Source organism: uncultured Lactobacillus sp. (genome assembly GCF_944327175.1).
Taxonomy (GTDB): Bacteria; Bacillota; Bacilli; order Lactobacillales; family Lactobacillaceae; genus Lactobacillus.
In genome coordinates this window covers 1-17945 of the sequence record NZ_CALVGT010000051.1, presented here as the reverse complement: position 1 = coordinate 17945, position 17945 = coordinate 1, and the positions used below count along the sequence as shown (strand labels likewise).

Annotated in this window: 16 protein-coding genes, 2 tRNA genes and 3 pseudogenes; 7 read left to right on the top strand and 14 right to left on the bottom strand. The window is 49.2% G+C overall.

What is annotated here, in order from left to right:
* Nucleotides 1-61 precede the first annotated feature (61 nt).
* Complete coding sequence (locus tag Q0J41_RS06650; RefSeq protein ID WP_296227623.1) at nt 62-286, bottom strand: EAL domain-containing protein; 225 nt, start codon at nt 284-286, stop codon at nt 62-64.
* Between the two features lie 107 nt (nt 287-393).
* Here Q0J41_RS06650 and Q0J41_RS06645 point away from each other — a divergent pair, with 107 nt between their 5' ends.
* The 3 genes and pseudogenes from Q0J41_RS06645 (at nt 394) to Q0J41_RS06635 (ending at nt 3290) form a co-directional block, all read left to right on the top strand.
* The gene (locus Q0J41_RS06645) at nt 394-597 is read left to right on the top strand and encodes a hypothetical protein (RefSeq protein WP_296227602.1); all 204 of its coding nucleotides are present in this window, start codon (nt 394-396) and stop codon (nt 595-597) included.
* A 246-nt stretch (nt 598-843) separates the two neighbouring features.
* Nucleotides 844-2378, top strand: a pseudogene (locus Q0J41_RS06640) (YfcC family protein).
* Nucleotides 2379-2738: 360 nt separating this feature from the next.
* Complete coding sequence (locus tag Q0J41_RS06635; RefSeq protein WP_296227601.1) at nt 2739-3290, top strand: NUDIX domain-containing protein; 552 nt, start codon at nt 2739-2741, stop codon at nt 3288-3290.
* Between the two features lie 78 nt (nt 3291-3368).
* Here the strand turns inward: Q0J41_RS06635 and Q0J41_RS06630 are convergent, their stop codons facing one another.
* Complete coding sequence (locus Q0J41_RS06630) at nt 3369-4376, bottom strand: glycosyl hydrolase family 18 protein (protein ID WP_296227600.1); 1008 nt, start codon at nt 4374-4376, stop codon at nt 3369-3371.
* A 75-nt stretch (nt 4377-4451) separates the two neighbouring features.
* Here Q0J41_RS06630 and Q0J41_RS06625 point away from each other — a divergent pair, with 75 nt between their 5' ends.
* Entirely contained in the window at nt 4452-5108 is a 657-nt protein-coding gene (locus Q0J41_RS06625; RefSeq protein ID WP_296227599.1) for an NUDIX hydrolase, read from the top strand.
* Nucleotides 5109-5427: 319 nt separating this feature from the next.
* On the opposite strand, the gene abc-f is transcribed toward Q0J41_RS06625, so the two are convergent.
* Nucleotides 5428-6927, bottom strand: a complete 1500-nt coding sequence (abc-f, locus tag Q0J41_RS06620) for a ribosomal protection-like ABC-F family protein (protein ID WP_296227598.1) — start codon at nt 6925-6927, stop codon at nt 5428-5430.
* A gap of 402 nt (nt 6928-7329) precedes the next feature.
* On the opposite strand from abc-f, the gene bsh reads away from it, so the two are divergent.
* Complete coding sequence (gene bsh, locus Q0J41_RS06615; protein WP_296227597.1) at nt 7330-8304, top strand: choloylglycine hydrolase; 975 nt, start codon at nt 7330-7332, stop codon at nt 8302-8304.
* A gap of 82 nt (nt 8305-8386) precedes the next feature.
* On the opposite strand, the gene Q0J41_RS06610 is transcribed toward bsh, so the two are convergent.
* The 7 genes from Q0J41_RS06610 to Q0J41_RS06580 all read right to left on the bottom strand — a co-directional run bounded on the left by Q0J41_RS06610 (nt 8387) and on the right by Q0J41_RS06580 (nt 14913).
* On the bottom strand, nt 8387-10045 hold the full coding sequence (locus tag Q0J41_RS06610; RefSeq protein WP_296227596.1) for an ATP-binding protein: 1659 nt from the start codon (nt 10043-10045) through the stop codon (nt 8387-8389).
* On the bottom strand, nt 10045-10722 hold the full coding sequence (locus tag Q0J41_RS06605) for a response regulator transcription factor (RefSeq protein WP_003620064.1): 678 nt from the start codon (nt 10720-10722) through the stop codon (nt 10045-10047). Before Q0J41_RS06605 ends, Q0J41_RS06610 begins: the two co-directional genes overlap by 1 nt.
* 85 nt (nt 10723-10807) lie before the next feature.
* Nucleotides 10808-11446, bottom strand: coding sequence for a phosphate signaling complex protein PhoU (gene phoU / locus Q0J41_RS06600; protein ID WP_296227595.1), 639 nt, complete (start codon nt 11444-11446; stop codon nt 10808-10810).
* Between the two features lie 18 nt (nt 11447-11464).
* Entirely contained in the window at nt 11465-12223 is a 759-nt protein-coding gene (pstB, locus tag Q0J41_RS06595) for a phosphate ABC transporter ATP-binding protein PstB (RefSeq protein ID WP_003622174.1), read from the bottom strand.
* Complete coding sequence (pstA, locus tag Q0J41_RS06590; protein ID WP_296227594.1) at nt 12223-13098, bottom strand: phosphate ABC transporter permease PstA; 876 nt, start codon at nt 13096-13098, stop codon at nt 12223-12225. Before pstA ends, pstB begins: the two co-directional genes overlap by 1 nt.
* 2 nt (nt 13099-13100) lie before the next feature.
* Nucleotides 13101-14009, bottom strand: coding sequence for a phosphate ABC transporter permease subunit PstC (gene pstC / locus Q0J41_RS06585; protein WP_296227593.1), 909 nt, complete (start codon nt 14007-14009; stop codon nt 13101-13103).
* 19 nt (nt 14010-14028) lie between these two features.
* Nucleotides 14029-14913 carry a phosphate ABC transporter substrate-binding protein gene (locus Q0J41_RS06580; RefSeq protein WP_296227592.1) on the bottom strand — a complete coding sequence of 295 codons (885 nt, stop codon included), beginning with the start codon at nt 14911-14913 and terminating at the stop codon, nt 14029-14031.
* A gap of 273 nt (nt 14914-15186) precedes the next feature.
* Between Q0J41_RS06580 and Q0J41_RS06575 the strand changes: the two genes are divergently transcribed.
* Nucleotides 15187-15330 carry a hypothetical protein gene (locus tag Q0J41_RS06575; protein ID WP_296227591.1) on the top strand — a complete coding sequence of 48 codons (144 nt, stop codon included), beginning with the start codon at nt 15187-15189 and terminating at the stop codon, nt 15328-15330.
* Between the two features lie 50 nt (nt 15331-15380).
* Here the strand turns inward: Q0J41_RS06575 and Q0J41_RS08570 are convergent.
* Together Q0J41_RS08570 and Q0J41_RS06570 are read right to left on the bottom strand one after the other, a co-directional pair.
* A pseudogene (locus tag Q0J41_RS08570) lies at nt 15381-15645 on the bottom strand (hypothetical protein).
* A gap of 91 nt (nt 15646-15736) precedes the next feature.
* Nucleotides 15737-17294: pseudogene (locus tag Q0J41_RS06570) on the bottom strand (peptide ABC transporter substrate-binding protein).
* Between Q0J41_RS06570 and Q0J41_RS06565 the strand changes: the two are divergent.
* Nucleotides 17218-17391 (top strand): hypothetical protein, encoded by a 174-nt coding sequence (locus Q0J41_RS06565; protein WP_296227626.1) that lies wholly within the window; start codon nt 17218-17220, stop codon nt 17389-17391. The pseudogene Q0J41_RS06570 and the gene Q0J41_RS06565 overlap by 77 nt on opposite strands.
* Before the next feature lie 323 nt (nt 17392-17714).
* Here the strand turns inward: Q0J41_RS06565 and Q0J41_RS06560 are convergent.
* Together Q0J41_RS06560 and Q0J41_RS06555 are read right to left on the bottom strand one after the other, a co-directional pair.
* A tRNA-Leu gene (locus Q0J41_RS06560) sits at nt 17715-17799 on the bottom strand.
* A 28-nt stretch (nt 17800-17827) separates the two neighbouring features.
* Nucleotides 17828-17898: transfer RNA gene (locus tag Q0J41_RS06555), tRNA-Cys, on the bottom strand.
* Between the last annotated feature and the right edge of the window lie 47 nt (nt 17899-17945).

Sequence of the window (17945 nt, the reverse complement as noted above, 5' to 3'; positions counted from 1 at the left end):
TTTCCTTTTTCCTGTTTCCTTTCTCTTTCATCATCACATCATATTTTTATTCCAACACTGTCTAAGAAATTATATGCTGGTTTTCATCCAACTTAACTGGCTTGCTGAATAAAAAGACCTGCAGCAAGTCGCAGCCAGCTTCTTGCAGGAAGTCTCTCTGTTCTTCGGTTTCAACCCCTTCTGCCAAGACCGTCAGCCCCAGTTTATGGGCTACTTTAGCGATTTCCGGAATCAAAAGCTGGTTTAAAGGCCCGTCATCCAGGTGGCGGACAAAGACCATGTCAATTTTGACCAGGTCAAAGTTATAGTCGTTTAAAGCGTTGAGAGAGGAATAGCCGCTGCCTGGTCACCCAGCTTCTACAAAAACAGGTCGCCCGGGACAAAACCGTGATCATGATCACCCACGACATGGACTGGCTGGCCGAAAATTGCCAGGAGATTTATGCCATGAGCCAGGGCCAGCTAGTCTACCACGGCCCGGTTCACCAGCTCTTTAGTGACCAGGAGCTTTTAGACCGCCTGGGCCTTTTGCCGGCCAAGAGCTGGCAGCTCAGCCAGCTGCTCGGGCTAAAGCCGGAAATCCTTACGTTAAAATAAACCGATGCAGCGGCAAAAATATCGTAAATATTTTGTATGCGCTTCATCTTGTTCTCATCAGTCACGCTAGCTTTTTAGCCCGCTACTATAACTTTTAGTTTACTTTGCCTGCTTTTTTACCTAAAAGTCCTCTTAAAGGCAGGTAAAAGCTAGCTTAGTTTTATACGAAAGCGTTTGCAAAACTATCCCAGTTTTCTTACAATTAATGTGTAAGAAATGCAAAAGCAAGCAAGGAGGATGATTTTGATGCTTTTTCATCACAGTGGGAGCAAGAAACGCAAGCATGAATTCCCGACCGCTTATTCGGTCATCATTATCGTTTTGGTGCTCGTCCAGCTTTTAACCTTTTTCATCCCGGCCGGCAACTATGCCACGGTCTCTTATGACCAGTCGGCCAAGGATTTTACCATCACCATGCCGTCCGGCAAGGTCAAACATGAACCAGCAACCCAGAAGACCCTTGACCGCTACAAGGTCAAGATCGATGCCAAGAAATTAATTGACGGCACTATCTACAAACCAGTGGCTATTCCAGATTCTTACCAAAGAGTTAATGTCAAGAAGTCTAATTTCCGGGAAGCTGTCGTCCAGTTTTTGACTTCCCAGGTGCAAGGGATCGCCGATTCAATCGACATTATCACCTTTATCTTGATCCTCGGGGGGATCATCGGGGTTGTTTACGCCAACGGGGCCATCAACTCGGGGATGCAGGCCCTGTCTGAACATATCAAGGGCAAGCAGATTCTCTTGATCGTCATCGTTATGGGCCTGATCGCCCTGGGCGGGACCACTTTTGGCCTGGCTGAAGAAACCATGGCCTTCTACCCGATGCTGATCCCGGTCTTCTTGGAGGCCGGCTATGACACGATGACCGTGGTCGCCACCATCTTCCTGGGCACGTCTTTGGGGACTTTGGGTTCAACCATTAATCCCTTCTCAACGGTTATTGCTTCAAACACGGCCGGGGTCAACTTCGCCCGGGCCGAATCATCATGCTCCTGGTTTCCTTAGGTGCCGGGATGCTCTACACCATCATCTATGCTGAAAAAGTCCGCAAGGATCCAAGCAAGTCCTTGGTCTACGACCAATATGAGGAAAACAAGAAGAAGTATCTTGCTTTTGACTCACAGGCTGACAAGGGCGACTTCACCTGGCGGCAAAAACTGACTCTGCTCACCTTCGTGGCTGGCTTTTTGGTCATGATCTGGGGCGTCCAGAGCCAGGGCTGGTACTTCACGGAAATCGCAGTTGTCTTCCTGGCCGTATCCTACCTCCTCTTCCTGGTTTCCGGCTTGAGTGAACACCGCTTTATGGAAAGTTTCGTCAATGGCGCGGCTGACCTTTTAGGGGTTGCCTTGACGGTCGGCCTGGCCCGGGCGGTCTCCATCGTGATGGATGAAAGCCACACCAGCGACACGATCATGTACTTCTTCAGTAAGCAGATCACCGGCATGAACAAGCTGGCTTTCGCCTGGGTCCTCTTCTTGATCTACATCGTCCTCGGCTTCTTTATCCAGTCATCATCTGGTCTGGCCGTCCTGTCCATGCCGATCATGGCGCCGCTGGCCAATATCGTCGGCGTCGACCGGGCCAGCGTGATCGATGCCTACAACTGGGGGCAGGGCTACATCAGCTTAATCGCCCCAGTCGGATTGATTTTGATGTCCCTGGCCATGGTCAACATCAGTTTTGACCGCTGGTTTAAGTTCATCTGGAAGCAGCTGGTCATCCAGTTTGTGATCTGTCTGATCTTCCTGGGAATCGGCCTCCTGGTCTACTAAACACATTTATCGCTCCGTAAAGAAGCAAGGTAAAGGAAATTCCCTTTACCTTGCTTTTTTACTTAATATTTGTCTTTTCCCACTTTTATCGTTTCACGCTGTCACGTTTTTTTGGACTTTCTTTTTTAAAGTCCATAAAGAGCTTGATATGACTAGCTTTTCCATTAAATTTTACTGTTTAACAGCCTTGGTGCACAAATGAATTTTGCCTAGCTTTTAAGAGAAAAAGCTTGTTATTACGCGATTCCGCCTCTGCTCCTTGTAACCGGTTAAAGGGCAATTTTAGTTTCACAAGGCAATGACAAAGAGAATTTTTGCTGGTAAAATCGCCCTAAAAGCGTAGAAAATTCGAGGTAAATTATGGAAATTCTTGATATTGTGGATAAAGAGGGCCGGCCAACCGGGCAGACCATTGAGCGCAGTGAAGCCCACCGGATTGGAGCCTGGCACCGCTGCGCCTCAGTTTGGATCATCCGGCAAAAAGCCGGCAAGTGGCAGGTCCTCCTGCAGAAAAGATCAGCCAATAAGGACTCCTATCCTGGCTGCTTTGACAGCTCTTCAGCTGGCCATATTGATGCCGGAGACGAGCCCCTGGAAACGATCATCAGAGAGCTTGAAGAAGAACTGGGTATCAAAAGCCAGGCGGCCGACTTTACCTTTATCGGCACCTTCCACAACTGCTATGATGAAGTCTTCCACCAAGCTGAATTCAAAAACCGGGAAGTCTCCTTTGTTCACGTTTACTCTAAACCCGTTGATGAAAATAAATTAGTCTTGCAGGAAGAAGAAATTTCAGCTGCTTCTTGGTTTGACCTTGATGAAGTCTGGGAGAAAGCGCTGGCCAAAGACCCGGCCTTCTGCACCCCGGTGGGCGGATTAAAGCTTTTGCGGGAATACCTGCAAAAATTATAGACGATAGAAAAGAAGAAAGAAAAAAAGAAGAAGAAAAACTAGCTGATTTTTCAGCTAGTTTTTCCTTGCTATCTTAGTTTATTCCATCCGCCAAATGCTGATGCCAACCTTTTTCCCGCTGGCCTTGTCCAGGGTCTTGGCCCAGAGCTGCAGGGTCGTTTGGTCAGCGTACCAGACGGTGTGGCTGCCATATTTAAAGTAAAGAGCGCCACTCTTTTTGTCACGGACGGCCATGGCCTTGTATTTCTTCTTAATTTTCAGAGCTTCGAGGCCCGTCACGGAAGTCACATCATCCCCGTTAAAGTCAAAGCCTCCGTTTGATAAGGCATAAGATACATTGCCTAAGCTGGAGAAGTCCTTGACCGTCTTCTTCAAGAACTTGTAGTCAGCTTTGGGGCCAGGATTCGTCCCATAGCCATAAAGGTTATAGCACATCACGACATATTCCGGTCCCTTAGGGAAGTTGATTTTGCTTACTGGCGTTGACGGCTCAAGCACGATTCGTAAATCCAGACCTGCCTTCTTAGTGCGGGCGTAGAGGGCTTTTTCAAAGACTAAAAACTTCTTCCAAAGGCTGAGATTGTCCCGGATCTGCTCATAGTCGATTTCCACCCCGGTAAAATTATACTTCTTGGCCAGAGCTGCGACTTCCTTAGCATGCTTGTCCGCGTTTGCCTTGCTGGACAGGAGGGTCTCCAAAAGGTCGGTGCTCTTGTCTGACGTCCGGGTGTCGTTGACCACGGTCATGTAGCGCTTGATCTTGCTGGTCTTGGCCGTAGTCCGCATTTCCTTGTCCAGCTTCTTGCTGCCGTCAGCTAAAAAAAGCTCGTAGTTCTTGTTTTCATCGTAAAAAGCCGCGAAAGTCCCGACCGCGTCGATATTCTGGCTTTCTTTTTGAATGGTCAGCCAGGGCTTGTCCACGTCCCAGTAGACCGTCCAGGCAAACAAATCCCGGCCCTGGTTGAGTTGAGAAAAATCCCCGGTCGCCTTCTGGCTGGTCTTGGTTTCAGTTTTCGACTCAGTCTGCTTGGCCTTTTGCCCCTGGCTGCATCCCCCGACTAACAGGCCCAGGGCTACAATACTCAAAAATTTGCTTATTTTCCTCATGACTGCTCCATTCTTATCGTACAATAAAGGTGATACAAGGAGGACTGACACTTTATGCAAGAACCTAAAATTTCACTTGACCAGAGCAAAACTCTGGCTGCTACCAAATACGTCAAGCTCTATGACCTGGCTTATGAAAACGGGGTCCACTACTATGATGCTTCAAGGCGGGACAAAGACCAGCTCTTTGCCTTCAAGCAGGACCCAGAGCTTGGAAGCGCCCTGCCCGACGCCGCCTGCGCGTACATAATCATTAAAGAAACCGGCCAGGAAGACAAGCTCCTGCTCTTTTATGAGTACCGGTATCCAGCTGGCAGCTACCTGCTCGGCGTGCCGGCTGGCTTAATTGACCCGGCCGACTTGGCCAGCCCGGATCCAATTAAAACGGCCATGATCCGTGAAATCAAGGAAGAAACTGGCTTAAGCATCGGCGAAAAAGACACGGTTGAAGTTATCAACCCCCTGGTCTTCACGGCATCAGGCTTTAGCGATGAGAGCAACGCCATCGTCAAGGCCGTCATCCATGTCGACGACTTATCTGCTCTTAACCACAATGGAGCTGAAGGCACCGAAGTCTTTGGCGACTTCAAATTAGTTGACAAGGAAGAGGCCCGCCGCCTGCTCAAAAAAGGCAGAGACGACTATTGCCACTATCTGCCCCTGGTTGCCTGGGCAGCCCTGTGCTACTTTGTCAGTGACCTCTGGAAATAATTGTAGCAATCCTTTGTTACATAGATATTACAAGACAAAAGCCGCAGCAGAAAATGCCGTGGCTTTTTAGCGCAGTTGTATTTTTGAAGAAGAGTTTATCAATAAGTAAGCTATGCCTTCAGCCCCAAGTATGCCGTGGCGATGATCCCCAACACAATAAAAGCAATAATGCTCCAGTAGGTCAATTTGGGCTTGTCCGGCTTGCAAAAGACGTAGCGTGCCATTCTTTTCCGCCCCCTTTAGTTAACAGATTAAACTAAGGAAGTAAAATCGAGTAAAAGGCTATCATTAATTTTACGTAAATTTTAGAGCGGGATGGCTATTTTTGCAAACTGACTCTTTCTTTGGCGACCGCATTAATAAAGGCCTGGTCGTGGTCAACCAGGAGCATAGCCGGCTGCTCTTTTTTCAGCAGCTTGATCAGCTGGTCCTGGTTGAAAAGGTCCAGGTAGTTGGCCGGTTCATCCCAAAGGTAGAGGCTGGCTTCCTCAGTCAGCGACTTGGCCAGGGCCACCCGCTTCTTTTGCCCCTGGCTCATCTCCTCGATCTTTTGCTTAAAGGCTGCTCGCTCCAGGCCTAATTTTTTCAGCTGATTTAAAAAGCTCTCATAGTTCAAGCCATGTTCTTTGGCAAAAGCATCCAGCCGCCCCCGGTAAGCCGACAAATCTTGAGGCAGGTAGCTGATTTTAAGCTCTGTCTGCAAGTCCCAGTCCCCCTGGCAGGTAAAATTGTTATTGCCCAAGAGCCAGGCCAAAAAGCTGCTCTTGCCGCTGCCATTTGGCCCGGTCAAAGCCACAATGCCGCGGCTGGCGATTGCTAAATTTAGCCCTTGAAACAAGGTCCTGCCGGCAATCTCTAAGCTGAGATTCCGGCCGGTAAAAAGGGTCTGGTGGTAATCGGCTTTAAAATTCAAGTTTAATGCCGGAGCCTCTTCAATATTGGACAAAAGGCCCTGCTTGGCTGCCTCTTCTTTTTCCTGCTGGCGGGCCACATTTTTGGATCGCTTCATTACTTTAGCCGCCCGTTTGCTCAAAAAGCCCTTGTCCCTCAGTTCCGCCTTCCGGTCTGGCTTGATTTTCCCCTTAGCATGGACACTGCTCTCTGCCTTCTGGGCATTAGCTGCCAGCTGCTTTTGACTTTTTTCCAGGCTCTTGATCTCCCGGCGCAGCTGCTGGTCTTTCTCTTGATTAGTTTGGTCTCGCTGCTTTTTGGTCGCCTGATAACCGGTAAAATCATCCCGGTATAGGTGAATTTCCCCGTTCTCCAAGGCCAAGACATGATCGCTGACTTCTTCTAAAAAAGTCCGGTCGTGGCTGACCACGATGTAGCCGGACTTGGATTTTTTCAGATACTCAGCTACTTCCTGGCGGCTGGCGCCGTCTAGGTGGTTGGTCGGTTCATCCAGCAAGGGAAAGACGCCATCTTGGCTGAAGGCCAGGGCCAAGAGCAGCTTGCTCTGCTCTCCCCCGCTGAGCTGGCCAAAGGGCTGGTAGAGCAAGTCCGGACTCAAGTTCAACCGGTTCATTTCTTTTTCCAGGCGCCAGAGTTCAAAAGTTGCTTCATCCTGCAGGCTGAAGTAAGCCGCCTCATCTTTTGGCAAAAAGCGGGGGTAGTAGGTAAAAGTCAAAGGAGACTTGACTGCTCGCTGGTCTCCTAGTTGCCCGGACAAAAGGCGGAGAAAGGTCGTCTTGCCCCGGCCATTTCGGCCAACCAGGGCCAGCTTCCAGCTGGAATCCAGGTCCAAAGAGAGGTCGGTAAAAATTGCTTCTGCCTGGCTGGGGTAAGTGTAGGAAAGATGCGTAATCTGAATTGCTGTCATAATTTATACCTCGAAAAGAAAAAAGAGAGTCTGCACCCCTGCAATGGACAGACTCTCCGCGGCAAAAGCAGCGTCAATCTTGCAAAAGTGCATAGTAACCCCCTTGACCGCGCGGCAAATAAAGCTGCTTGAATCATGATGGTTGCCTATGAAAAATGCAAGATTACAGACGCACCGCTTTCGCCTCCCTTTTCGCTCAATTATTTGCCTTGTATACTAGCATAATTTCCAGAAGAAGAGCAAGCACTTTTTTCTAGAAGTTTTGCTAATATTCTAATTCTAAGGTTTCTTATTTCATTTTTTATTCGTTTTATTATGTTTCTCTCTATTAAAATTTAAGTAATTTTTCTTTCCTTTTTTCGGAAAAGTTCTACAATGACCTTAACAGGAGGTATTTAAATCATGTGTACAGCAATTACTTTTGCAACTGGCAACCACTACTTTGGCCGTAATTTGGATCTGGACTTTTCTTACAATGAAACAGTCACTATCACTCCAAGAAACCATGTTTTCCCAATGCGGAAAGTGCCGGACTTAAACAGTCACTACGCCATCATCGGCATAGCAACGGTTGTCGGCGATTATCCGCTTTACTATGATGCCGTTAACGAAAAGGGCCTGGGTATGGCCGGTTTGAACTTCCCGGGCAATGCCCACTACTTCCCAGACCAGGAAGGCAAGGACAACATCACTTCCTTTGAATTTATCCCATACATCCTGGGAACTTGCAAGAGCGTGGTTGAAGCCAAGGAAGCCTTGAAGAACATCAGCATCTCAGCTGAAGACTTTTCAAAGGACTTCCCAAATAGCACCCTGCACTGGATGATTGCCGACAAAGACTCCAGCATCGTGGTTGAATCAATGGAAGACGGTCTGCACGTTTACGACAACCCAGTCGGCGTCATGACCAACAACCCGCCATTCCCGATTATGAAGTTTGCTTTGAACGACTACTACGCCCTGTCAGCTCACCGCTTGGACCACAAGTTTGCTGACGGTGTTGAATTGACTGAATATTCCCGCGGCATGAGCAGCTTAGGCCTGCCAGGCGACTTGTCCAGCAAGTCCCGCTTCGTCCGCTGCGTCTTCACCAAGTACAACAGCCTCTGCGACAAGGATGAAGCCAGCTCAGTCAACCAGTTCTTCAAGATCCTGGGCTCAGTTGAACAAGTCAAGGGCCTGTGTGAAGTTACCCCGGGTGAATACGAGTATACCATCTACTCATCCTGCATGAACCAGGAAAAGGGGATCTACTACTACACCACTTACGGCAACCCGGAGGTTCACGCCGTTGACATGCACAAGATTGACCTGGACGGCAAGGAACTGACCAGCTACAAGCTGCAAAAGGACCTGCAATTCCACTTCGACAACTAGTGCAAAAAACAGAAATTAGCCAATATACAGCAAAACCAGTCCACTGTTTAAAGTGAACTGGTTTTCATTTGTCATTTTTACTTTATTTGCTATTATCATCTGCTCCTGCTGGCAGGGCCGGGAAAATAACCGTGAAGGTTGACCCCTTGCCTAATTCGCTTTCCAGGCGGATAGTCCCGTGGCACTGCTGAACAGCATGCTTGACAATGGACAGGCCCAGGCCAGTGCCTCCTGTCTTGCGGCTGTGGCTCTTGTCCACCCGGTAGAAGCGTTCAAAAATCCGGTTCTGGTCTTCCTGGGGAATCCCGATGCCAGTATCCGCCACCTGCAGGATCGCCTGGCCCCGATGCTCTTTGACCGTAATCTTGGTCTTACCCTTTTCCTTGTTGTAACGTATGCTGTTATCAATCAAGTTGTAGGTAATTTCGTAAACCAGGCGGAAGTTGGCCAGGATCATGGTGTCTGATAAATTAGTTTCCAGCTTGATTCCATGCCGGTCAGCCGAACTCTGCAGAGCTTCCAAAGCCTCGGTCACCGGACTCTTCAAGTTCAGCTTGATTTCTTCAAAGCGCTGTTTTTCATCCAGGTGGGACAAACGGATGATGTCGTCAATCAAGGTCAAAAGCTGGGCAGAAGATTCGCGGATCTTATTGTAAAAGCTGTCCCGGTCCTCTTCTTTAACCAGGTGGTTTTCCAAAAGTTCAGCTGACCCCATGATGGACTGCAAGGGCGTCTTAAGCTCATGCGACACATTGGCCGTGAATTCCCGCCGGACCTGCTCTTCATGGTATTCTTCCGTCACGTCAACCACCAGGATCGAAGTCCCCTTCAGAATCTTGCGGCTGGTAATCGGGCTGGCACTGATTTGAATATTGCGGCCGTTTCTTTCCACAATCCCCTCAGCATGGGCCAAGCGGCTGTTCTTATCGATGATTTCCTTAACGTCATCTGGCAAGGGGGCAGTATCATGCAAGCCTAAAAGTGAAACTACAGCCGGGTTAGACAAAAGAATCCGGTCATCCAGATCAATCAAGATCAAGCCTTCTTGCATGGCATCTGTTACCGTCTTTAATTCCTTTTCCCGGTGGTGCAGCTGCTCCATTTGGTCAGCGATCTGCTTGTTCTGGCTGTCCAGTCTGGTCAAAAGCGGCTTGATTTCGTCATAGGCATTGCTTTCCAGGGGTTTGTCCAAGTCCATTTCATTCAGCGGCTTGACGATCGTTTGCGAGATTGTCTTGGCCAGGAACCAGGACACCAGGACCGATAAAAGCATGATTAACAAAAGCGGCGACAAAAGTCTGACCAGCATCCGCCAAAAGGAGTTCCTGGTGATCGCGATGCGGATGACCCCGCCGTCATTGAGCCGCTCGGCATAATACATGGTTACGGTCGACAAGGTCGTGCTGTAGCGCTCGCTGGTCCCTGTCCCCTTTTTCATGGCTTTGGCGACTTCCTCGCGGCGGGAGTGGTTGCCCATCTTTTTGGGATTCTCTTCATTGTCGTAGAGAACCTTGCCCTTGGAATTGATCCAAGTAATCCGGTAGTTCTCCCCTTTTAAGTTCTTGAGGTACTTCTTGCCGCTGGTATTTACCCCGCTGGCTGCCAGGTCAGCCTGGGAAGCCAGGGCGGACATTTCTGTATGGTCGAAGTCAATGCTCAAGACAACCGCGCTTAAGAGTACGGCAAAGAAGAGAACCAAAGAAGTCAGTAAAAAACTTGCCCGAAATATCTTCTTAAACATTAGTCTGCTTCATGGTAGCGATAACCGACCCCGCGCACCGTTTCGATATGCTTACCAGCCTCACCCAACTTCTGTCTCAAGGTTCTCACGTGAACGTCTACCGTGCGCGTTTCCCCGTAAAAACCAGTCTCCCAGATCTGATCCATGATTTCTTCCCGGGAAAAGACAGTTCCCGGATGAGTAATCAAGAGCTTCAGGAGTCCGTATTCTTTCAAAGTCAAATCGACTTGATGGCCGTTTTCGAAAACTTCATGCCGCTTCAAGAGGATCTTGATCCCATCTTTCTCGATCTTGTCCTCCTTCTTGCGGTTGGTCCGCCGCAAAACAGCCTTGACCCGGGAAACCATTTCCATCATCCCAAATGGCTTGGTTAAGTAGTCATCCGCCCCGGAATCCAGGTTCTTGACCTTGTCATATTCTGCCGTCTTAGCACTGGCGATAATCACCGGCAAGTCCTCGGTCGCGGAAGTAGACCTAAGCCGGTGGAGAATTTCGCTGCCGTCTTCATCAGGCAGCATCAAGTCCAAAATCACTAAATCCGGCCGGCTATTGTCCAGGGCTTTGAAAAAAGATTGTCCGTCTTCAAAGCCGCGGACCTTGAAGTTCATCGATTCCAGCGTGTACATTTCGATTTCGCGGATGCTTTCGTCGTCTTCCACGCACCAAATTTCAGTCATAAAAAATCCCCTTAACCTTTCTTAAACTTAATTATAGTTTACGACCATAATCATTCACAAGAGTGGTAAGGGGAATTTTATGGACTTATCTGCCAGTCTTGCCGGTAGTTACAAATAAGGACCATTTAGCAATATTGACGGCGTGATCACCGATTTTTTCAAAGTACTTCGCGACCATCATCAAATTGATCAAATATTCCAGATTACCATCCTTGTTAAAGTTATCGATCAAAAATGCCTTCGCTTTGTCAAAGCCTTCGTCGACCTGGTCATCGCGGCCGATTACGGCCTTGGCCAGTTCCACATTCTGGTTGGCCAAAGCCGTTACCGCGTCGTTGACCATGCCAGTAGCAATTTGGGACATGCTCTTCAAGTTCAGCATGTCATTTGCGACTGAGAGGTGTTCGTTAAGGACCAGGTCGGCAATGTCCGCGCCAATTTCACCGATTCTTTCAAGGTCGTAGACCGCCTTCAAAGATGCACTGATTATCCGCAGGTCAGTGGCAACCGGCTGCTGCTCCATCAAAAGGCGCAGGCAGGTTTCTTCAATGTCACGCTCAGCCTTGTGAATCCGGTGGTGCAGGTTAATCGTGTCCTCTGCTTCATGGTAGTTGCCCGTAAACAGGGTGTCGGTTGATTCGGAAATGCTTTCCTTGCACAGCTGGCCGATTTCTTCCATTGCTTCATGCAAGTGATCCAGTTCCTTGTCAAATCTTCTTCTCATTTTTGGCCTCCTCTAGCCTTAACCGAACCGGCCGGTGATGTATTTTTCAGTTCTTTCATCCTTCGGCATGGAGAAGAGCTGGTCAGTTTCACCGAATTCAACCAGGTCACCCAAGAGGAAGAAGCCAGTCTTGTCAGAAATCCGCACGGCTTGCTGCATGTTGTGCGTAACGATGACGATCGTGTAGTTCTTCTTCAGTTCCAAGGCCAATTCTTCAATTTTAGAAGTTGAAATCGGGTCCAGGGCACTGGTCGGTTCGTCCATCAACAATACTTCCGGCTTGACAGCCAGGGCCCGGGCGATGCAGAGCCTTTGCTGCTGACCGCCGGACAGGCCCAGGGCTGATTTCTTCAGCCGGTCCTTCAAATCGTCCCAGATAGCTGCCTGCTTGAGGGAAGTTTCCACGATTTCGTCCAGTTCCTTCTTGTCAGTAATCCCGTGAATCCGCGGGCCGTAGGCAACATTGTCGTAAACGCTCATCGGAAACGGGTTTGGCCTTTGAAAGACCATACCGACTCTTTGCCGCAGAACGGTCACATCCAGGTCACCGTTATAGATGTCAGTACCGTCCAGCTTGATCGAGCCATCAATCCGGCAGCCTTCAACCAGGTCGTTCATTCTGTTAAGTGACCGCAAAAGGGTTGATTTCCCGCAGCCTGACGGGCCGATGAAGGCAGTGATTTCGTTCTTTTGGATGTGCATATTGATGTCATGCAAGGCATGAAAATCACTGTAGTACAGGTTCAGCTTTTCAATTGTAATTTTGTCTTCCATCATTAATTTCCTCCGTTATTGCGCTTGCGCATTCTGTCAGAGATACGGCGCGTAATCAAAGTGAAGAGCAGGGCCAAAACGACCAGGACTGCTGAAGTAAAGTTGGCGATCTGAGTGGCTGACGGGTTCAAGACCCCTTCAGTTCTCATGACCCAGATGTGCAGAGACAGGGTTTCACCGCTTCGGAACGGGTTCAGCGGTGAAGTTGGCGAGGTAACCTTCCAGAAGTTCTGCCAGTTGATGTAAGTTGACTGGCCGGAAGTGTACAAAAGCGCAGCGGCTTCACCAAAACCGCGCCCGGCAGCCATGATTACCCCAGTCAAGATCTGCGGCATGGCCGCCGGAATCAAGACCTTGCGGATGGTTTCTGACTTGGTCGCGCCCAGGCCCAGGGAACCTTCCTTGTATTCCACCGGCAAGGCCCGGATGGCGTTGTTGGTTTCAGTAGTGATCAGAGGAATAGAAAGAATTGAAATCGTCAAGGCACCGGCCAGGATATTCCAGGACATCCCGGTCCACATGATGAAGGCCAAGTAGCCAAACAAGCCGATAACGATAGATGGCAGGGATGACAAGGATTCGATACTGATTTCAAAGATTGTCAGGAACTTGCCTTCCTTGGCGTATTCAGCCAGGTAAACCCCGGCCCCGATGCCGATTGGCACTGAGACCAGCAGTGAGAGGAAAACTAAGTAAATAGTGTTGAAAAACTGGTTGAAAATCCCGTTGCCGGCTGCTCTCAAGAAGTCCCACTGGAAGCCTTTCAAGCCGTCAAAGATGATGGTCAGCATTAAGTAGAGCAGGAAGGCCAGCATAATCCAGCCGATGGCGTAGAAGATTCCCGTCATCAGCCGGTCTTTTCTTTTAGCACGGCTCATATTTATTTTTCCTTCTTTCCATTGCCAAGCTTGTGAATCAAGACGATCAAAACGATTGAGATGATGAAGAGTAAGAGTGCCATTGACCACAAAGCCAGGTTGTATTCCCCGCCCTGGGCCGTGTTACCCATGTCAGCAGCAATTGCGCTGGTCAGGTTGCTGGTTGGTGACAAGAGACTGGTCGCGAAGGACCGAGTCTTACCGATAACCATGGCTACGGCTAAAGCTTCACCGATGGCCCGGGCCAGACCCAAGACCACCCCGGTCAAGATACCGCCGGAAGCGGCTGGCAAAACAACCTTGCCGATGACTTGCCAGCGGGTCGCCCCTAAACCGTAAGCCCCTTCTCTGTAGCTATTCGGGACTGACTTGATGGCGTCGGCAGCGACAGTAGTGATCGTTGGGAAAATCATGATGGCCAGAACGATTGATGCGGCCAGGACTGAGAAACCGCCCATCTTTGGATGGAAGGTGTTTCTGATTATAGGAACCAGCTTGGTCAAGCCAAACCAGCCGTAAACAACGGATGGTATGCTGACGTAGATTTCAGTTGCCGGCCGGAAGAACTTTTCACCGATTTTTGGTGAAATTTCCGTCATGAAAACGGCTGAGCCGATCGCGAACGGCAGGCAGATGAGCAAACCCAGTAAGCAGGTTTCCAGGGAACCAACGATGTAAATGGCAGCCCCGACTTTTCCCCCGAACATGCCGGTCTTGTCAAGCGGTGCCCAGTCACTGGTAAACAGGAACTCCCAAACGCTGTGGTGCGCCTTAAGGAAGGTCTGGCTGCCTTGGTAGAGCAGGAAGGCCCCCATCAAAAGGGTCAAAGCAACGATCAAGAGGCCGCAGACGATGTAGACCGCGCGCCAGCGCTTGTCTTTGGCAATTGCTTTTTGAACTACTTTGTCCATAATGCCTTATTTCTCCTTATTACTTAGTATGGGTGGCTTTAGCGGCAGTCGTCAGCTTGGAGGCTACGCCGTAGCCCATGGCTTCGATCTTCTTGCCGTATTCCTCGCTGAGCATCTGCTGCAAGAACGCCTTGGCCGCACCCTTTGGCTGGCCTTTAGTGTACATGTGCTCATAGTTCCAAACCGTAAACTTGCCATTATAGACATTCTTCAAGGTTGGCTTAACACCGTTGATTGACACGATGCCGACTTGCGGGTCACCAGTCAAGTAGGACAGGGAAACGTAGCCGATTGAGCCGGAAACACTTTGGATCATTTGGATCAAAGTACCTGAGTCGTCAGTTTCCAAAGACTGGTTGGACTGGCTGGCATGCTTCTTTAAAGCGTATTGCTCAAAAGTTGCCCGGGTACCTGATGAAGATGGTCTGGAAACCAGGACGATCTGGCAGTCATTGCCACCGACTTGCTTCCAGTTGGTTACCTTACCAGTGAAGACCTTGATCAACTGTTCAGTGGTCAGGCTCTTGACCCCAGCATCCTTGTTGATGATCGGAGCGATGGCGGTAATTGCCACTTGGTGGTCAACCAGCTTGCTGGCTGACTTCTTGTCCAGCTTTTCTTCCGCAAGCAAGTCTGAGTTCCCGATGTCGATGGTGCCGTCAGAAACCTGCTGCAGGCCTTGGCCTGACCCACCCCCATTAGTGTTGATGACACTGTCCGGGTTCTTGTCCATGAAAGTCTTGGCCGCGGTCTGCGCTAAAGGCAGAAGGGCAGATGACCCGGCGATGTTAACTGTCCCGGAAACTCCCTTGGTATCGGCTTCGGAGCTGCCGATGACACAGCCGGTGACGATTGCCAGCAAAACAAGCGCAACGATGGCGACTTTGTTTTTTTCGCGTGACATATTAATTCCTCCTTGAATTCTTACTGATTCAATCTTAATGGAGGCAAGTTAAATGCATTCAGTGATGATTGTTAAATCAATGTAAAATGCTTAATTTACCTATTTTTTACATTAAAAAAATAGAGAGCTTTCACAATTTGACCGGTCTGCTTTACGCTAATTTCACCTTACTGGAAAATGCCAATTTAGATTACGGAAAGTGCGCTTAATGACAGCAGCCAGGCCATGGTGGAAGCCGTTCAGCATTTCCATGACCTGGGCCATTAGGTCTGGATGGACGACTTTGGCAGTGACTATTCCAGCTTGAATGTCTTGAAGGACTACCATTTTGACGTCATCAAGATCGACATGGGCTTCCTCTTCAGCCCGCCCGTTCCTTTAACTGACCTTTACAAGAAAATGGCGCCTTATTTATAGTCAGAAGAAAACCGCTAGTCGCGTGACTAGCGGTTTTAGTTTAACTATTTTTACTTGCCAGCCGAGCCAGCAATCGCTACAAAGCAGACCAGGGCAATGATCATCAAGAGCCAGAGCACGATCTGCCAGATCAAGGCCAGGGTAATCCAGCCCTGCATCTTCTCTAGCGGTTCATCCTTCCGCTTGATGAAGAGGTAAATTGCTGGCGCAATACCAAAGATCGGCCAGATGTAGGCGGCAACTAGCAGAATGATCAGCCAAACATTGCAGAATGATCAGCCAAACATTATAGACAAAAGAATTTGAGTCCTTCATTTTTTGCTCCCCCCTATTTGCAAAAATCTCTTAAATCTGCCTTCAGTTTAGCAAAACTATCCCATTTTTGACAATCATTCTACTTACCCTTTTACCGCAGATAGGCGTATTCAAAGCAGTAGCTGCCGTTGTAGATTAGGCCCTTGACCTTGCTGCTGAGCATCCAAGCACTGCCGGACTGAACCAACGGCGTTACCCCCTGGTCGGTCATCAAGATGTTTTCTGCCTTGGCCAAAAGCTGCATCCGCTGCTTAGCTGAAGAAACTGTCTTGGATTTGGCGATCAGCTGGTCATACTGCTTGTTTGACCACTTGCCTGAGTTGTAGCCGTTAGTTGAGGTCATGCAGTCTAGGAATGAAATCGGGTCAGCGAAGTCAGCATTCCAGCCGCTGACGCAGGCTTCAAAATTGCCGCTGTCCATCTTGGCAAACTGGGACTTGGTCGGCAGGCTCTGCACCTTGACGGAGATCTGCTTGCCAAAAGCCGTTTCCAAGGCACTCTGGATGTATTCACCAATCGCCTTTGAGCTGTCGTCATCAGCCGTCAGCAAAGTAAAGGATAATTTCTTCAGCTGCAAGTCCTTGAGAGCCGCTTTAAAGGCCGTCTGAGCTGCTGCTTTATGGTAGCTGGTGATTTGCTCGGTCGTCTTGTTTTGGGCCAGCTGGGTGAAGTCCTGGCCGCCCACCTTGGTCATATCAGCCGCGGTAAAGGTCGTCGCGCCGGTAAAACCGCCGCCCAGAGTCTTGGCCAGGGCCTTCCGGTCCAAAGCCATGGAAACTGCTTGACGGAGCTTAGTGCTCTTAAATTTAGCCAGCTTGGTGTTGAACTGCATGTAGGTCGTGCCATTGTTCTTTCTGATCACGTAGCCGGCCTGCTTTTGCAGGTTCTTGGCTGCCTGGGCGCTCAAAATTGCCGTATCCAGCTTGCCGTCCTGGTAAAGGTTGTAGGCCGTTGACGGTGACTTTTCAACCATGAAGTTAATCTGGGCCAGTTTGACGGCTGACTTGTTCCAGTAGTTCTTGTTCTTGACCATCTTCCAGGACAGGTTGGCTCCGGTCCAGCCTTTTTGGACAAAGGGGCCGTTAAAGGCCGTGGTCTTGGAAGAAGTACCGTACTTGCTGCCATATTTTTCAACTGCAGTTTGGTTTTCCGGGAAAAAGACCGGGAAGGCCAGCAAGAGCTTGAAATAAGGCAGCTTGTGGTCTAATTTAACCTGCAGCTTGTACTTGCCAAGAGCTTTGACGCCCAGACTGGACGGGGCTTTTTTGCCTGCCACGATCGCGTCAGCATTCTTAATGCCGGAGAAGATATAGCTGTATTGAGACGCGGTCTTGGGATTAACCGTCCGCTGCCAGGAGTAGACAAAGTCTTTAGCGGTAACCGCCTGCCCGTTTGACCACTTACCGTCTTTGCGTAAATCAAAAGTCCAGGTCAGCCCGTCCTTGCTTTCGGCCGCCTTAGTCACCAGGGCATTCTTGACCTGGTTGTTCTTGCCTAATTGATACAGGCCCTCCATGGTGTTTTCCATCTGGGTGAAAGAAGTCACGTCCGTTGCCTTCGGACGGATCCATAGTGATGATTTCTGCTGAAGTCATCCAGTTCAATACCTGCTTCTCACTTGCCCCCTTGCTTTGCCCGCAAGCCGTCAAAAGTGCCCCAGAAAACAAAACAGCAGCACCAGCCAATAAAGATTTTCCCTTGTTCAATTCCAATACCTCGCATCAACAATTAACAGTTTCCAGTTAACGATGCCATTGGCGCGAACAGAAAAATCTTACAGCCGTGCTGCTTACAGATCATTCAAGAATTTTGCTTAAGAGCAAAAGCATGACAAATATCGGCTCGCCTTACCAACGACACCGCCAAGCCTGCAAGTATTTACTCTAGCTTGAATCATGCTCTTTGCTCCTTTCTAATTAAATCGTTCTTCCTAATATGCTTACTATACTAGCACACTTTCACCTTTATGCAAGCCCTTTGGGCAAAAAGAGGATAAAAAGCAGCTTTTTTCATTACTTTTCTACAAATGAAAACAAAAAAGAGCGACTCCTCAGAGTCGCTCTAAATTATAGCGGTGATCGGGGTCGAACCGATACGTCCGTAATGGACACCAGATTTTGAGTCTGACGCGTCTGCCAATTCCGCCACACCGCCATGCTATTCTACTTGGCCACTAAGCCTAAGGCGGGGATCGGAGTCGAACCGACGATTAAGGTTTTGCAGACCTCTGCCTTACCACTTGGCTACACCGCCACGATTATTCTTTTCTGCCCTTCGGCTAGGGCGGTATGTGGGAATCG

What these genes read in the sequence shown, in the direction of transcription:
- Q0J41_RS06635 (WP_296227601.1), top strand. Translation starts at nt 2,739, where the DNA reads ATGGAAATTCTTGATATTGTGGATAAAGAGGGCCGGCCAACCGGGCAG.
- pstB (WP_003622174.1), bottom strand. Translation starts at nt 12,223, where the DNA reads ATGATGGAAGACAAAATTACAATTGAAAAGCTGAACCTGTACTACAGT.
- Q0J41_RS06610 (WP_296227596.1), bottom strand. Translation starts at nt 10,045, where the DNA reads ATGTTTAAGAAGATATTTCGGGCAAGTTTTTTACTGACTTCTTTGGTT.
- Q0J41_RS06575 (WP_296227591.1), top strand. Translation starts at nt 15,187, where the DNA reads ATGGACGACTTTGGCAGTGACTATTCCAGCTTGAATGTCTTGAAGGAC.
- Q0J41_RS06605 (WP_003620064.1), bottom strand. Translation starts at nt 10,722, where the DNA reads ATGACTGAAATTTGGTGCGTGGAAGACGACGAAAGCATCCGCGAAATC.
- phoU (WP_296227595.1), bottom strand. Translation starts at nt 11,446, where the DNA reads ATGAGAAGAAGATTTGACAAGGAACTGGATCACTTGCATGAAGCAATG.
- Q0J41_RS06580 (WP_296227592.1), bottom strand. Translation starts at nt 14,913, where the DNA reads ATGTCACGCGAAAAAAACAAAGTCGCCATCGTTGCGCTTGTTTTGCTG.
- pstC (WP_296227593.1), bottom strand. Translation starts at nt 14,009, where the DNA reads ATGGACAAAGTAGTTCAAAAAGCAATTGCCAAAGACAAGCGCTGGCGC.
- pstA (WP_296227594.1), bottom strand. Translation starts at nt 13,098, where the DNA reads ATGAGCCGTGCTAAAAGAAAAGACCGGCTGATGACGGGAATCTTCTAC.
- bsh (WP_296227597.1), top strand. Translation starts at nt 7,330, where the DNA reads ATGTGTACAGCAATTACTTTTGCAACTGGCAACCACTACTTTGGCCGT.
- Q0J41_RS06625 (WP_296227599.1), top strand. Translation starts at nt 4,452, where the DNA reads ATGCAAGAACCTAAAATTTCACTTGACCAGAGCAAAACTCTGGCTGCT.
- abc-f (WP_296227598.1), bottom strand. Translation starts at nt 6,927, where the DNA reads ATGACAGCAATTCAGATTACGCATCTTTCCTACACTTACCCCAGCCAG.
- Q0J41_RS06645 (WP_296227602.1), top strand. Translation starts at nt 394, where the DNA reads ATGATCACCCACGACATGGACTGGCTGGCCGAAAATTGCCAGGAGATT.